The organism is Ruegeria sp. HKCCD6647-2 (genome assembly GCF_057221075.1).
In genome coordinates, this window is the sequence record NZ_JBWVBD010000001.1 from 1160031 (window position 1) to 1175452 (window position 15422).

Genomic DNA, 15422 nt, shown 5'->3' on the forward strand with positions numbered 1-15422 from the left:
CCGTCTTGTCGTGCTAGCGCGAACGGGAAGGAGTCTTCTATGACCAATCGCATGTCTCGGGGTGAATTCGTTGCCCTGATCGCGATGATGTTCGCGACCATCGCCTTTTCGATCGATTCCATGCTGCCCGCGCTGCCCGAAATCGGCGCGCAGCTCAGCCCGGATGACGTCAACAAGGCGCAGCTGATCCTGACGTCTTTCGTTCTGGGCATGGGGATCGGTACGTTTTTTACTGGTCCCATTTCGGACGCCGTCGGACGCAAGCCTGTGATTTATGGCGGTGCAGCACTGTACATCCTGGCTTCTGCTGTGGCCTGGGCCAGTTCGTCGCTTGAACTGGTTCTGGCAGCGCGCATCGTTCAGGGTTTGGGCGCCGCAGGACCGCGCGTTGTCGCCATGGCCATCATTCGGGATCTGTACGCCGGCCGCGAGATGGCGCGGATCGTGTCGATTGCCATGATGATCTTCACCCTCGTTCCCGCCATCGCGCCGATGCTGGGTGCAGGCGTCATCGCTTTGGTCGGCTGGCGCGGTATTTTCGTGTCGTTCATTCTGTTCGCCCTGGTCATCGTTCTGTGGATGACTGTCCGCCTGCCCGAGTCATTGCCACCGGAAAACCGTCGCCCGTTTCGCCTGCCCTTGATGATCGCGGCAGTGCAAGAGATGTTTGCCCATCCCACAGTCCGGCTGTCCATACTGGTTCAGACGCTGTGCATGGGGATGCTCTTTACCATGCTGACCATGGTGCAACCGGTCTACGACGTCATTCATGACCGCGCCGAGAGCTTTCCGTTCTGGTTCGGCTTTGTAGCGCTGATGTCAGGTTCGGCCAGCTTGCTGAACGCAGCCATTGTCGTGCGCTTGGGTATGCGGCGGATTGTGACCTGGGCGCTTGGTGGCCAAATTCTGATCACATCGTGTGTGATCGTCCTGAACATGGCGAACCTTTCCCCCGAAGCTTCTTTTGCGTTGTTCGTCTTTTGGCAAACCACCGTCTTTTTCATGGCAGGCGTGACTATGGGCAACCTGAACGCCATCGCGATGGAGCCGATGGGTCATATCGCCGGCATGGCAGCCTCGGTTATCGGATCGATCTCGACGGTGCTCGCTGCGGCGATTGCCGCACCGGTCGGCTTGCTGTTTGATGGCTCGATCGGGCCACTGACGACCGGTGTGCTGACCATGTGCGTTCTCGCCTTCGGGCTCATGCTGCATATGGGGCGGATCGAAAACAGACTACCCGCCTGATCTGTCCAGCCCCCTCGAAACGCGCTAACCTGCGCGCAATGCGAGGGGAGGATTTCGATGAGCTATGATTACGACCTCGGCACATATTCCTGTGCGGTGACAACACCTTCGGATGAAGCGCAACGCTGGTTCGACCGGGGCCTCGTGTGGACCTATGGCTACAACCACGACGAGGCCGTCGCCTGCTTTCAGCGCGCTGCAGAACATGATCCCGAGTGCGCCATGGCGTATTGGGGCATCGCCTATGCCGCTGGCCCAAACTACAACCTGCCGTGGGATTTGCGCGATGAGCAGGGTCAAACCAAGGCGCTGGCAACCGCGTATGACGCCACACAAAAGGCCCTGGCTCTGGCTGATCGCGGAACGCCGGTCGAGCAGGCCCTGATCCGCGCCCTGCCCGCGCGGTATCCTCAGCGCGACCCGATCCCGGACATGCACATGTGGGATTATGATTTCGCCGACGCTATGCGCGTAGCCTTTGCGGATCAACCGGATCACTTGGACTTGCGTACAATCTATGTCGAGGCGCTGCTGAACCTCACCCCCTGGCAGATGTGGGACCTGAACAGCGGCCAACCTGCCGAGGGTGCCGCGACGTTGGAGGCACAAGAGGCGCTGGAATGGGCCATGGCCAACGACCCCGACGCCATGTCCCACCCAGGCCTTCTGCACCTGTACGTTCACCTGATGGAAATGTCGCCGGCCCCGGAAAAGGCGCTGAAAGCCGGGGACGTCTTGCGCACTCTGGTGCCGGATGCCGGACATTTGGTGCACATGCCCACGCATATCGACGTTCTGTGCGGCCACTACCACAATGTTGCCTACTGGAACGCCAAGGCGACCGAAGCTGATTTGAAATATTACGAGCGCGAGGGCGCGTTCAACATCTACACCGGCTATCGTCAGCACAACTATCACTTTGCCATCTATGGCGCCTTGTTTCTGGGCCAGATGGAACCGGCCCTGCGCGCAAATCGCGGGCTTTGGGACACGACGCCCGAAGAGATGTTGCGTATCGAAAGCCCGCCAATGGCCGACTACTTCGAAAGCTACATGTCCATGGGCCCGCATATACTGATCCGCTTTGGCCGGTGGGAAGAGGCCAAAAAGCTCGAACTTCCGTCCGACCCGGATCTTTATCGTACCCTGACAACCACCACGCACTATGCCCGGGCGATCGCCTATGCTGCTACGGGACAGATCGCCGAGGCGGAAGCTGAGGAGAACCTGTTCCTCGCTGCCAAGACCTGTGTCCCTGAAACGCGCAGGCTGCACAATAACCTCGTCATTGATCTGCTTGAAATTGCAACGGAAATGCTGCGCGGCGAAATTGAATACCGCAAAGGAAACTATGAAATGGCCTTTGCCCACCTGCGCCGCTCGGTCGAACTGGACGACACCTTGCCCTATGACGAACCGTGGGGTTGGATGCAGCCAACGCGGCACGCTCTGGGTGCCTTGCTGTTCGAACAGGGACATGTAGCCGAAGCCGAGGCGATCTATCGCGAAGACCTTGGACTGGGCGGCAGCCTTAGCCGCGCATCGATCCATCCCGACAATGTCTGGAGCCTTAAGGGTCTGCACGACTGCCTTACGGAACGCGGGGAAAACACTGAGATCAAGCAGATTAAGCAAAGGCTGGACCTGGCTCTGGCACGCGCTGACCAAGCCGTTGCAGCGTCCTGTTTCTGCGCTCAGGCCGCGATGAGGGCCGCTGAATGAAATTGGCAATATCTGTTGTTGCGGCCCTGATTTGCGGACCCGCTTTGGCGGAACGGCAGAAATTCACTCCGATTGATGAAGCTGAACGCGACCCCTCCCTGGTTGCATTCCGAACCACGTTGCTGGACCGGGTCAAGGCGCGTGACACGGACTTCGTCGTCGCCGCGGCCTGCCCGGACATCTACCTCAGCCACGGAAGCAACGGCGGCCCGGAAGAGTTTCGCCTCAACCTGACGGTCCCCCCGGAAACGCTGGCCGAAGAATTCCGGTCCGAGGCCGACGACCTGCGCGAGTCTTTTTGGACTGCTCTGCAAAACACCCTGTCGCAGCCCGGCTATTTCGACGATGAGGGCGAATTCTGGATGCCGCATCAATGGCAAATCACCCTGCCTGCTTCACTCGATCCGTTCACGGCCTACTTCGTTAACGGTGAAAACGTCTCTCTTCGAAAGGACCCATCGCGAGAAGGGGCGGTTTCGGGCCTGATCAGCCATGAGGTAGTGATCGTTCCGAACTACCTGCCGTATGAGGAATACCAGCGCGTGCTGCTGACAGACGGAACCGCGGGCTACATGCACCGAGATTTTTTGTGGTCCATGGTCGGTTACCGCGCGGCGTTTGTGAAATCCGAAACAGGCAACTGGCAACTCTGCACCTTTGTGACCGGAGATTAGGCTTTCGCTTTCTTTTTCACAGCAACGACTTTTTCCGCCAGATCACGAGCGATGGCAAAGGCACCCTTGATCTTGTCGCTGTCCTTTTTCCAGTCCCGGCGCACGACAATCTTGTTGTCTTTGACTTTAGCAAGCCCGCGCTGGTTCTGAATAAACTCGACCAGACCCTGAGGCGAAGCGAACTTGTCGTTGTGGAACTGAATCGTTGCCCCTTTCGGCCCACCATCCAGCTTGGCAATGCCGGCCCGTTTGCACATCGCCTTGATCCGCACGACCAGCATCAGAGTGTTCACCTCTTTCGGCAATGTGCCGAAGCGGTCGATCAACTCGGCAGCAAACCCTTCCAGTTCGACCTTGGTTGAAAGCGACGACAAACGGCGGTAGAGCCCCAGGCGCACGTCCAGATCGGGCACGTAGTCCTCGGGGATCAGAACTGGTACGCCCAGATTGATTTGCGGCGCCCACTGGTCATCGGCATCGCTGAGGCCTTCCATCTCACCGGCTTTAATCTTGGCAATCGCTTCTTCCAGCATCGACTGATAAAGCTCATAGCCGACGTCGCGCATCTGGCCGGACTGTTCCTCGCCCAACAGGTTGCCCGCGCCGCGAATGTCGAGGTCCTGACTGGCCAACGTAAAGCCTGCGCCCAACGTGTCCAGCGAGCCCAGAACACGCAGGCGTTTTTCGGCGGCGGGCGTCAATCGCGCGCGCGGCTTGGTAGTCAGATAGGCGTATGCCCGTGTCTTGGACCGCCCAACTCTGCCCCGGATCTGATAGAGTTGCGCCAACCCGAACATATCGGCGCGATGAACGATCATTGTGTTCGCCGTCGGAATATCCAGCCCGCTTTCCACAATCGTCGTGGCCAGCAGCACGTCATACTTGCCGTCATAGAATGCGTTCATCCGATCGTCGAGTTCTCCGGCTGCCATCTGACCATGTGCGACCACATAGGTAAGTTCCGGCAATTGTTCCTTCAGAAACTCCTCGATTTCGGGCAAGTCCGAGATGCGCGGGACCACATAGAAGCTCTGCCCGCCGCGATAGTGTTCACGCAGCAGCGCTTCGCGGATGGTGACCACATCGAATTCGCTGACATAGGTGCGGATGGCCAAACGGTCGATGGGCGGCGTACCGATGATCGACAGATCGCGTACACCGGTAAGGCTGAGCTGCAGGGTCCGCGGGATCGGTGTCGCGGTCAGGGTCAGGACGTGCACGTCCGAGCGTAGCTGCTTCAACCGTTCTTTATGCGCCACGCCGAAATGCTGTTCCTCGTCGATGATCAAAAGCCCGAGATTGTTGAAACGTATCCCTTTTGCCAACAACGCGTGAGTGCCGATTACAATGTCCACCGTGCCCCGCGCCAACCCATCACGGGTTTGTTGTGCCTCTTTGCCTGAGACAAAACGGGAAAGCTGGCGCACCTCCAGCGGGAAGCCTCGGAAACGGTCTTTGAAGCTGGAAGCGTGCTGACGCGCCAGCAAGGTTGTAGGTGCTACGACTGCTACCTGTACGCCGGACATGGCCGCTACAAAAGCTGCGCGCATGGCGACCTCGGTCTTGCCAAAACCCACATCTCCGCAGATCAGACGATCCATTGGAGCACCGGAATGCATGTCTTCCATCACATCCGAAATGGCGCGTAACTGATCATCGGTCTCCTGATACGGGAACCGGGCGCTGAACTCTTCCCAAGCGTGCGGTGGCGGGTCCATAACCGGCGCTTTTCGCAGGGCACGTTCGGCCGCGATGCGGATCAGCTTGTCCGCCATCTCGCGGATGCGCTCTTTCAGCTTGGCCTTCTTGGCCTGCCACGCGCCACCGCCCAGACGGTCGAGCAAACCTTCATCATGGCCGTATTTCGACAGCAGTTCGATGTTTTCGACTGGTAGATACAGCTTTGCCTGTTCGGCATATTCCAGCAGCAGGCATTCATGGGCGGCACCAGCGGCCGTCACAACTTCCATTCCCTGATAACGCCCGATTCCGTGGTCCACATGCACAACCAGATCACCGGGGCTGAGCGACTGGGTCTCGGTCAGGAAGTTCTCGGCCTTGCGGCGTTTCTTGGGCTGTCGGATCAGGCGATCACCCAGCACGTCTTGTTCCGCGATCACGGTCAGGCCGGGCGTTTCGAACCCATGTTCCAGAGCCCAGACGGCCAGATGCAGACCGCGCTTACCGACACGGGTACCATCGGTGACCGGGATCGCCTCGGCCAGTCCTTCGTCTTCGATCAGCCCGGTCAGGCGTTCGCGGGCACCTTCAGAATAAGATGCAATAAGGACCGGGCCGTTGGCCATCTTGTCCGTGATATGGGTTGCCAGAGCGCCAAACAGGCTGATGGATTCCTGCTGCCGCTCGGGCGCAAAGTTGCGCCCGATCCGCCCACCTGCGTCGATCACGCCGGGTCCGCTGGCCTGCGGCAGGGGGCTGAATTGCATGAGACGCCGGTCTCTCACGGTCTGGGTCCAAGCGTCATCGTCCAGATACAAAAGGCCTGGCGGGGTCGGTTTATAAACCGTGTCCATGCGCGACCGGTTTTCCAGTGCAAGACGCCGCGTTTCGTACTGGTCTTCGATACTGTCCCACCGCGCCAATCGCGCCGGTGTGACCTGATCATCCAGTGAAATCGTGGCACCCGGAAGGTAATCGAACAATGTCTCAAGGTATTCGTGAAAGAATGGCAGCCAGTGTTCGATACCCTGATGCTTGCGACCGGCGCTGACCGCTTCGTAGAGCGGATCATCGGTTCCGGCGGCACCAAACTCGATGCGGTAGTTCTGGCGGAACCGCGTGATGGCAGCATCATCCAGAATGACCTCGGAGACCGGGGCTAGTTCGACGACATCCAGCTTCTCGGTCGTACGCTGCGATACCGGGTCGAAACGGCGGGCACCGTCCAGAACGTCTCCGAACAGATCAAGGCGCACGGGCCCAGTTTCACCCGGAGGGAAAATGTCGATGATCCCGCCCCGGATCGCATAGTCTCCGGGCTCCATCACCGTCGGGCTTTGGGTGAATCCCATCCGAACCAAGAATGCGCGCAGCGCGTCTTCATCGATGCGATGGTCCACGCGCGCGGTAAACGCAGCCTCACGCAGGACATCCCGTGCCGGTACGCGCTGAGTTGCAGCGTTCAGCGTGGTCAGCAGTACGAATTCCTTGGGCATCTGGTGAACCAGTGCGGCCAGCGTTGCAACCCGGGCAGCGGAAATATCCGCATTGGGTGATACTCTGTCGTAAGGCAGGCAATCCCAACCGGGAAACACAAAGACGGGCATATCCGGCGCAAAGAAGGCAAGTGCTGCACGCATCGCCTCCATCCGCTTGTCATCGCGGGCGACATGGCAGACCGGCCCGCCCGAGCGGGCGACTTCGTTCAGAACAAGCTGTGCGTCAAACCCTTCGGGGGCGCCGCCGACTGTTAAGTGGTTCGGAGCCTGCATTGCCGCGCCCTTTCGTTTACTACCAGCCCAGAACGCCGATCGAAATGTTCTGGTACATACCCCAAAGCGACGTGATCACAATCGACACCATGCCGATGATCTGAGTGAAAATCCGGCAGCGCGTCAAAGTCTTCGAGACGATCTCTACCGTTGGTTCCTGTCGTTTCAGCCGCCGGGCGGCGGTGATATTGATCAATGCCACGAAACACAAGGGAAACAGCAACAAAAAAACTGCCTGCGCGAACTCAACGCCATAGTAGAACCCCAGCGTGGCAAGGCCGGTAAAAATGAAGCAGACAATCGCCATGATGACCAGGCCAGAGACATCTGCAATGTAAAGCAGCCGGTTGGCGTTGATACGAGATATGTCCAGCAGATCCTGCTCGGTTTGTCCGCCGACACGACGCGCCCGGACAACAAGATCATAAGGCACCCCCATCGACCAGTGGCTGGCCATGGACCAGAGCACCGCCAGACCGATCCAATACCACAGATTCGAAAAGCTGCGCATATCGATGAGTTCGAAGATCGAAGAATATAAGTCCAAGCGTCAGCCCTTTGTTCACCGTCCTTGGGGCCTTGCATCGCACCGGCGCGTCCATTGATACCCTTGAGACCACGACGAATTCATGCCACCCAATGCGCAATTGTTCAAGGAGAGCGCGACATGAAACCGACCATCGCCCCCTATCCCCTCGCTCGCTTTCGCCGGGCTCGCCAAACGCAGGCGATCCGAGGCCTGGTGCGAGAAAACACGCTGACAACTGACGACCTGATCTGGCCTGTCTTCGTGCGTGATGGCGAAGGGGTCGAAGAACCCGTGCCTTCGATGCCCGGTGTGATGCGCCGCTCGGTTGATCTGATCGCCGAGGCTGCGGTCGAAGCGCAGGCACTGGGCATACCGGCGATCTGTATCTTTCCCTATACAAACCCGTCCTTGAAAACCGAAGATTGTGCCGAGGCCTGGAACCCCGAAAACCTGTCGAACCGCGCGATCCGGGCCGTCAAGTCTGCCGCCCCCGATATCGCTGTCATGACAGATGTCGCGCTGGACCCTTACAACATCAACGGTCACGACGGGTATGTCGTGGATGGCGAGATTGTGAACGATCGGACGGTCGAGGCGCTGGTAAAGATGACGCTGGCACAAGCTGAGGCCGGGGCCGACATCATCGGGCCCTCGGACATGATGGATGGACGTATCGGCGCAATGCGGCAGGCGCTGGAATCGGCGGGCCATCACAATGTGATGATCCTCAGCTATGCAGCCAAATATGCCAGCGCCTTTTACGGCCCGTTCCGCGACGCAGTCGGCGCGTCGGGCGCGCTGACAGGTGACAAAAAGACCTATCAGATGGATCCGGCCAACTCGGATGAAGCGCTGCGCCTGATCGAACGGGACCTCACCGAAGGTGCGGATATGGTGATGATCAAACCCGGCATGCCTTATCTGGACATCTGTCGCAGAGTCAAAGACGCCTTTGGCGCACCGACCTACGCCTACCAGGTTTCCGGTGAATACGCGATGATACAGGCAGCGGCTCAGAACGGGTGGATCGACGGTGAAAAGACCATGCTGGAAAGCCTTCTGGCCTTCAAGCGTGCGGGGTGCGACGGTATCCTCACCTACTTCGCGCCGCAGGTTGCCCGAATCCTTCAAGGCTAAAACCCTGCCATTTCGCAACTTTTCGCCGATGGCTCAGCGCTGCGGGGCAGCTTTCCCGTGACATACCAAGGCAATCGGCGTATTCTTGCACACAAGATCGGGATCACCCGGCAAATCAGGCACATCTACAGAGACAGGAAACATGAGCAGTTCCAATACCCCCCGACTGAGCCGTCGCGGCTTTGCTTTTGGCATGGCCGGACTGACCCTGACCGCCGCCTGCGGTAACGGGGTCGGAAATAACAACGCGGCGGCGATCGACGCCCGCGTCGACGCCACGCTGAACGAAATGTACAGCAAGTACCCCAATACCGTCGAAATCGCCAACAAAGCCAATGGTATGCTGGTCATGCCGCTGATCACCGAGGCCGGGTTCATATTTGGCGGCGCCTATGGTCAGGGCGCGCTGCGCATTCAGGGTGCAACCGTCGACTACTATTCGGCCATTTCGGGCAGCGCAGGCCTGCAGATCGGCGCGCAGCAATACGCGCATGTTCTGTTTTTCATGACCGAAGAAGCGTTGAACGACTTCCGCCGTTCCAGCGGTTGGACCGCCGGGGCCGATATTGGTTACGTGGTCGATGCAACCGGAGACTCTCTGTCAACCGACACGACGCAGCTGCGCAAACCCGTTCTGGCCGCTGTCTTCGGGCAGGCGGGTCTGAAATTCGGAGCCACGGTCGAAGGCACCAAATACACTCGCATCATTCCGTAAACACAAGACACCACTCCCCCTCTGAAGAACCCCGCCGTGTGACGTGGCGGGGTTCTGAGTTTTTTGGGCCGTTTCGCGACGGTTTACGTGGGTAATCCCCTTTCGGTCGTTCCGGGCATCCTCTAATCTCCGACCCAACTTAAACCGAATGGATATGTGGGGCACGGATGGGTCTTGTCTTTCGCTGGCTGGTACGGATTACCTCGGGGCTGATCTTGCTGGTACTGGCCGCCATCGGACTGGTCTACTTTCTGGCCAGCCAGTCCCTGCCCGACTACGATCAAAGCCTTGAAGTCAAAGGTCTGACCGCCCCGATCGAGATCGTCCGTGACACCGCGAACGTACCGCACATTCTGGGCCAGAACGATCCGGATGTGTTCTTTGGTCTGGGCTATGCCCATGCGCAGGACCGGCTGTGGCAGATGACGGTTCTGCGCCGTACTGCGCAGGGGCGGCTCTCGGAAATCTTTGGCCAGCGTACGGTTCATATCGACAAGCTGTTGCGCCGCTTCGATCTGTACGGGTTGGCCCATCGGTCGGTCGAAGTTCAGGACGACTATACCAAGGCTGCATTGCGGGCATATGCCGCCGGAGTGAACGCCCGGCTGGATGAGATTAACGAGCAGGCACTGGGCCGCGGCGCGCCCGAAATGTTTCTGTTCAACGCACCGGTGTCTCCCTGGCAGCCCGGCGACAGCCTGGCGGTGATCAAGCTGATGGCGTTGCAACTGTCCGGCCACCTGCAGGATGAAGTTCTCAGGGCCCGTACTTCACTGATGCTCGACGACCCGCCCCGTCTTGCCGATATCCTGCCGGATGTACCCGGTCCGGGGATCGCCGCCCTTCCCGAATATGCCGCGCTTTTTCCAAACTTGCCACGATATGCCGCCGGTACGGAAACGCCCGACCTCCCCCTGTCGCCTATTCCGCGCCGCGGATTGGCTGGCGCTTCCAATGCCTGGTCTGCTGCGCCATCCCGCTCGGCCAGTGGCGGCACTTTGCTGGCGAACGACCCGCATCTGGGTCTCACCGCCCCCGGCGTCTGGTACCTCGCGCGGCTGGAACTGGTAAAAGGGGGCGTCATCGGCGCCACCATTCCCGGCGTCCCGGCAGTCATGACCGGACGAAGCGACCGGTTGGGTTGGGGTTTAACTTCGTCCTATCTGGACGATCAGGACGTGCATATCGAACGGCTGAACTCGGATAACCCCGAAGAATACCTGACCCCCGATGGGTACAAGAAATTCCGCACCCGCCCTTCGATCATTGAGATCAAGGATGAAGCCCCCATCACCCTGACTTTACGCTGGACAGAAAACGGCCCCGTTCTACCAGGCACGGATTACAATCTGGAAACCATCACGCCTCCGGGGCATGTCGCTTCGCTGTCCTGGAACGCCCTTAGCCCTCGCGATACATCGATGACGGCATCGATGGCCCTGATGAATGCTGACACGGTGCGGCAGGCGATTGCCGCAGCTGAAAACTATATTGCGCCCTCACAGAACCTGTCGCTGGTCGACAAGGACACGATCGGACTGAAACTGATTGGCGCAATGCCCAATCGGGATCTGAACAATCAAAGCCGGGGCCGCATTCCGACCCCCGGTTGGCTGAAACGTAATCGCTGGCAGGGCCGCCTGCCCTATGCGGACAATCCTGAATTCGTTGCCCCTGCAGGCGGCATCCTGGGCAACACCAACAACAAGATCATCGACCGGCCCTTTCCAAAACACGTCTCATATGAATGGGGCGACACTCAACGGGTACACCGCTGGGAACGCCTGATGCAGTCGCGCGAAGTTCATACTCGCGACAGCTTTATCGAGGCTCAGTTGGACACCGTCAGCTTCACGGCGCGTTCGTTGCTGCCACTGATCGGTGCCGACCTCTGGTTTACAGGCGAGTCCGCTCCGGAAGGGACATTGGAGCGCCAGCGCCAAACCGCACTCAGCCTGCTGGCCGAATGGAATGGCGAGATGAATGAACATCTGCCAGAGCCTCTGATCTATGCCGCATGGCTGCGCGCGTTGCAGATCCGCCTGATTTCGGACGACCTTGGTCCGCTCGCGAGTGAGTACAAACATGTCGAGCCATTGTTCATCGAACGGGTTTACCGCGATATCGACGGTGCGTCGGTCTGGTGCGACGTGCGTCAAAGTGCTCCGGTTGAAACCTGCACCGACATGGCGCGGCTGGCGTTGGACGATGCGCTGATCTGGATATCGGAACGGTACGGAAACGCGCTGGAATCCCTGCGCTGGGGCGACGCGCATCAGGCCACGCACGATCACCCGGTTCTGGGCGAGGTTCCAGTGCTGCGGTTTTTTGTGAACATCCGCCAATCGACAAGCGGCGGTGACAACACTCTTCTTCGGGGTCGGACATCCGGCGTCGGTCCCGATCCATTTCAGAACGTCCACGGCGCGGGCTATCGTGGGGTTTATGATTTTGCCGATCCGGACAGCTCGGTCTTCATTACGGCAACCGGCCAGTCCGGCCATTTCCTGTCGCGCTATTATGACGATCAGGCCCAACTTTGGCGCCGCGGAGAATACATCCCCATGTCATTGGACATAGACCTCGCCCGCGCGGCTGCGGTTGGCGTGACCCACCTTAACCCCGCCCGCTAATCTATCGGAGTCATAAGTGTTCACGCTCCGCCTATTGGTACTTGGCCTGCTTTTTGGTTTTGCCTGCTTCGTGCTTGCCGCGTTTTTGCTTTCGGAACACGCAGCCCAACGGCCGGTTAGTCCCCTTGCCGCCGCCGCTCAACCTGATCAAGTGCAACCAAAACAGGTCAAAGTGGCTGAGCGCCGGGATCTTGAATACCCGTGGCCCGAGGAATTTTCCTACGCACCCTCTTCACAGGTGAAACAACTGTCGACGCTTCACACGGCGAATGGACGGCGCTGGTACAGCTACGGGCCGACCGCGGAACCTTCGGCGCCTGTCGTTATCCTGCTGCATGGGGCCGGTCGGAACGGATTGTCGGTGTTGGATATGTGGATGACCACAGCCAGCGACAACGGCCTGATCCTGATTGCACCCAATGCGCGCGGCAAGACCTGGACGGCGGACGACATCTCACAAACATTTCTGGAGGACATGCTTAAGTCGGTTCCCGATCAGTATGGCCTCGACCCGGGTGATATCTATCTGTTTGGCCATTCCGACGGGGCGAAACTGGCAGCATTTCTCGTCAACCGGACCAATGGGCCGTGGAAAGCGGTTGTGCTTCATGCTGGCTTTAACCCAGCCGACAGCCACGCCCCGACCAGCAAAGCCAAGCCGGTTCGCCTGTATCTGGGCACGCGCGACCACATCTTCTCGGCCGCCGCAGCGCGCGAAGCAGCTCGGGCGCTTGCGCAATCGGGGCACCCGGTCGACCTGCACCTGATCCCGGCGCATTCTCATTGGCTTTACGTCGTTGGGCCCGAGATCGCCCGCGACAGCTGGCAGTGGATGCATGGATTGAGCCGGGAATACTGAGCTCTTCTTCAGTTTTTCGCCGATATCCGCGCATTGTTGGGGCTAGCATGGACGCCGCTGCGCGCATTTGGCATAGCATTCGCAAGGCCATTGCAGCGACAATGAAGGGGGAAACCGGTGGGCAGTGTTCGAGACACATTGAACAATTTGGCGCGCGACTATGCCATTGCATGGAGTTCGGGCGACGCAAATGCGGTCGCCTCGTTCTTTGCCTCGGACGGTCAGATTTCGATCAACCGGGGCGAGCCTTTACGCGGACGCGACGAAATTGCGGAAATGGCGCGCGGATTTCACGCAGATTTTCCCGATCTTGAAGTGCGGTGCGATATGCTGCGGTGGGCTGGTTCGCACGCCATCTTTGTCTGGACGCTCGAGGGACACCATGCCCAAACCGGCAACCATGTCATCACCCGTGGCTGGGAAGAGTGGGAGTTGGGCGCGGACCACAAGATAAAATCATCACTCGGATGGTTTGACGCAGACGATTACCAGAGGCAGATAGACGGGAAGTAATCTGCCCCAGTCGCGTCGATCCACACTGACAAAAGACTCTAAAGGGGGTCTTCTGCATCCGTGATAATCTCATAATCGCGTTCGAGGCCCTGAGTGACCAGATACCAGTCGGATGCTTTTGTGCGTGCTTGATGCGCTTCGAATGCGGCCTGATTTTCAAAGACCTCGGACACGATCAACCGCCCTGGAAGCTCTGCATCCTCTCTGACCTCGAATGCGAGGCATCCAGTCTCATTTCGGGTCAGTGCTATGTGCTCCGGCAATGCCCGAAGCACATCCGCCAGCCTGTCGGGCGGGACAATCAGAAACCCCTGCAATCTGATTTTCGCGCTATCGGCCTGCGACATCGCTCTCTCCCATATTCACGCGCGACAATTCACAGCGCAGAGTATTGTGCGGCCTGTTTGTCGGTCCAGAGCACAGTAATAACGAACCCTTCATCGGTCTGCTTTTCTGTGCGCACAACGTCCTGACGGAACAGCCACGCGCGCTTGTTGCCTTCCGAATAATCCAGGTTCAGAACAGATTCATGCCGGGCGCCCTGCAGCTTGACTGCAATCTCGGCCAGCAGTTTTTCGACGCCTGCGCCTGTTACGGCGGAAATGGGATATATTGCCGGGTCCCGCTCTGCCCGTGACAGGGCCGCTTCGGTTTCATCGGGTGAAAGCAGGTCAGTCTTGTTCCAGACTTCCAGCCGGGGACGTTCGTCGTCCACACCTAGCGAGGTCAGGATGGTTTCGACGTCCTTTGCCTGTTCGTCGGATTCTTCGTGACTGATATCACGCACATGAACGATCAGGTCCGCACCCAGAACCTCTTCCAATGTCGCCCGAAACGCCGCGACCAGTTCCGTGGGCAGGTTCGAGATAAATCCCACCGTGTCCGACAGTATCACCTCGGGGCCGTCCGGCAATTCGACCCGGCGCATAGTTGGATCGAGGGTGGCGAACAGCATGTCCTTGGCCATCACCTCAGCCCCGGTCAGGCGATTGAACAACGTCGATTTGCCCGCGTTCGTATAGCCCACCAGGGCTACAATCGGATACGGCACCTTTGCACGCGCGGCGCGATGGAGCGTGCGGGTTTTGACCACCTTTTGCAGCTGCCGCCGCAGGCGCACGAGCTGTTCGTCAATGGCGCGACGGTCTGCTTCAATCTGGGTTTCACCGGGTCCGCCAACAAAGCCCAGACCACCACGCTGCCGTTCCAGGTGGGTCCACGCCCGTACCAGCCGCGTGCGCTGATAGCTGAGCGCCGCCATCTCGACCTGAAGAACGCCCTCTCGCGTGCGGGCGCGGTCGCTGAAAATTTCCAGGATCAGACCGGTGCGATCGAGGATTTTGACCTTCCACGCCTTTTCAAGGTTGCGCTGCTGAACAGGCGTCACCGGACCGTCGATCAGGACAAGCTCGATCTTGTTGTCATGAAGTCGCTCGCCCAGGTCTTCGATCTTGCCGCTGCCAAACAGAAGCCCCGGCTGCGCGCGTTGCAGGCGCACGATTTCCGAACCGATCACATCCAGATCGGGCAAAGCGGCGGCCAGTGCCACCGCCTCTTCCAGCGCTGGTTCGGGAACACGGCGCTGTTCATCTGATTTGATTTCGGGATGCAGCACCCAGGCACGGGTGCGCGTCCTGTCATGTTCCATCAAGAGGCGTCTTCGCCCTCATAGAGATTGATCGGTTGCGACGGCATGATGGTCGAAATTGCGTGCTTGTACACCAACTGCGACTGTCCGTCGCGGCGCAACAGTACACAGAAATTGTCGAACCAGGTGATGACACCCTGCAATTTAACGCCGTTGATCAGGAAAATCGTGACCGGGACTTTTGCTTTCCGTACATTGTTCAGGAACGCGTCCTGCAGATTCTGTCTGTCCGAAGCCATATTTTGTTATCTCGCCATTGTTCTTGCTACGCGCTGCGGACCAACGCGCTCCC

General features: G+C 59.0%; 13 protein-coding genes. 8 read left to right on the plus strand and 5 right to left on the minus strand.

Annotated elements, in window-relative coordinates; genetic code table 11:
• Positions 1–39: 39 nt before the first annotated feature.
• From AC2TDJ_RS05650 to AC2TDJ_RS05660, 3 genes are read left to right on the plus strand one after another with little or no spacing between them, the layout of a single operon-like run.
• Positions 40–1248, plus strand: a complete 1209-nt coding sequence (locus AC2TDJ_RS05650) for a multidrug effflux MFS transporter (protein ID WP_480840029.1) — start codon at positions 40–42, stop codon at positions 1246–1248.
• 57 nt (positions 1249–1305) lie between these two features.
• Positions 1306–2970 (plus strand): tetratricopeptide repeat protein, encoded by a 1665-nt coding sequence (locus AC2TDJ_RS05655; RefSeq protein WP_480840031.1) that lies wholly within the window; start codon positions 1306–1308, stop codon positions 2968–2970.
• Positions 2967–3644, plus strand: a complete 678-nt coding sequence (locus tag AC2TDJ_RS05660) for an SH3 domain-containing protein (protein ID WP_480840033.1) — start codon at positions 2967–2969, stop codon at positions 3642–3644. Before AC2TDJ_RS05655 ends, AC2TDJ_RS05660 begins: the two co-directional genes overlap by 4 nt.
• Here AC2TDJ_RS05660 and mfd read toward each other — a convergent pair.
• Positions 3641–7096, minus strand: a complete 3456-nt coding sequence (mfd, locus tag AC2TDJ_RS05665; protein ID WP_480840035.1) for a transcription-repair coupling factor — start codon at positions 7094–7096, stop codon at positions 3641–3643. The two genes, AC2TDJ_RS05660 and mfd, sit on opposite strands and share 4 nt — an antisense overlap.
• A 19-nt stretch (positions 7097–7115) precedes the next feature.
• A complete protein-coding gene (locus tag AC2TDJ_RS05670) occupies positions 7116–7643 on the minus strand; it encodes a component of SufBCD complex (protein WP_480840037.1) in 528 nt (175 codons plus the stop codon).
• A gap of 120 nt (positions 7644–7763) precedes the next feature.
• On the opposite strand from AC2TDJ_RS05670, the gene hemB reads away from it, so the two are divergent.
• From hemB to AC2TDJ_RS05695, 5 genes are all read left to right on the plus strand, one after another.
• Positions 7764–8762, plus strand: coding sequence for a porphobilinogen synthase (gene hemB, locus AC2TDJ_RS05675; protein WP_480840038.1), 999 nt, complete (start codon positions 7764–7766; stop codon positions 8760–8762).
• A gap of 142 nt (positions 8763–8904) precedes the next feature.
• Positions 8905–9477: a lipid-binding SYLF domain-containing protein gene (locus AC2TDJ_RS05680; protein WP_480840040.1), complete on the plus strand. Its 573-nt coding sequence runs from the start codon at positions 8905–8907 to the stop codon at positions 9475–9477.
• A gap of 167 nt (positions 9478–9644) precedes the next feature.
• Positions 9645–12110, plus strand: a complete 2466-nt coding sequence (locus AC2TDJ_RS05685; RefSeq protein ID WP_480840042.1) for a penicillin acylase family protein — start codon at positions 9645–9647, stop codon at positions 12108–12110.
• A 151-nt stretch (positions 12111–12261) separates the two neighbouring features.
• Positions 12262–12969 carry an alpha/beta hydrolase gene (locus AC2TDJ_RS05690; protein ID WP_480840044.1) on the plus strand — a complete coding sequence of 236 codons (708 nt, stop codon included), beginning with the start codon at positions 12262–12264 and terminating at the stop codon, positions 12967–12969.
• 117 nt (positions 12970–13086) lie between these two features.
• Positions 13087–13482 carry an SgcJ/EcaC family oxidoreductase gene (locus AC2TDJ_RS05695; protein WP_480840046.1) on the plus strand — a complete coding sequence of 132 codons (396 nt, stop codon included), beginning with the start codon at positions 13087–13089 and terminating at the stop codon, positions 13480–13482.
• Between the two features lie 38 nt (positions 13483–13520).
• Here AC2TDJ_RS05695 and AC2TDJ_RS05700 read toward each other — a convergent pair whose 3' ends face one another.
• The 3 genes from AC2TDJ_RS05700 to hfq are packed head-to-tail and all read right to left on the minus strand — an operon-like array spanning position 13521 to position 15369.
• Entirely contained in the window at positions 13521–13829 is a 309-nt protein-coding gene (locus tag AC2TDJ_RS05700; RefSeq protein ID WP_480840048.1) for a putative quinol monooxygenase, read from the minus strand.
• 29 nt (positions 13830–13858) lie between these two features.
• On the minus strand, positions 13859–15130 hold the full coding sequence (hflX, locus tag AC2TDJ_RS05705) for a GTPase HflX (protein WP_480840049.1): 1272 nt from the start codon (positions 15128–15130) through the stop codon (positions 13859–13861).
• A complete protein-coding gene (gene hfq, locus AC2TDJ_RS05710) occupies positions 15130–15369 on the minus strand; it encodes an RNA chaperone Hfq (protein ID WP_005982826.1) in 240 nt (79 codons plus the stop codon). Before hfq ends, hflX begins: the two co-directional genes overlap by 1 nt.
• Positions 15370–15422 lie beyond the last annotated feature (53 nt).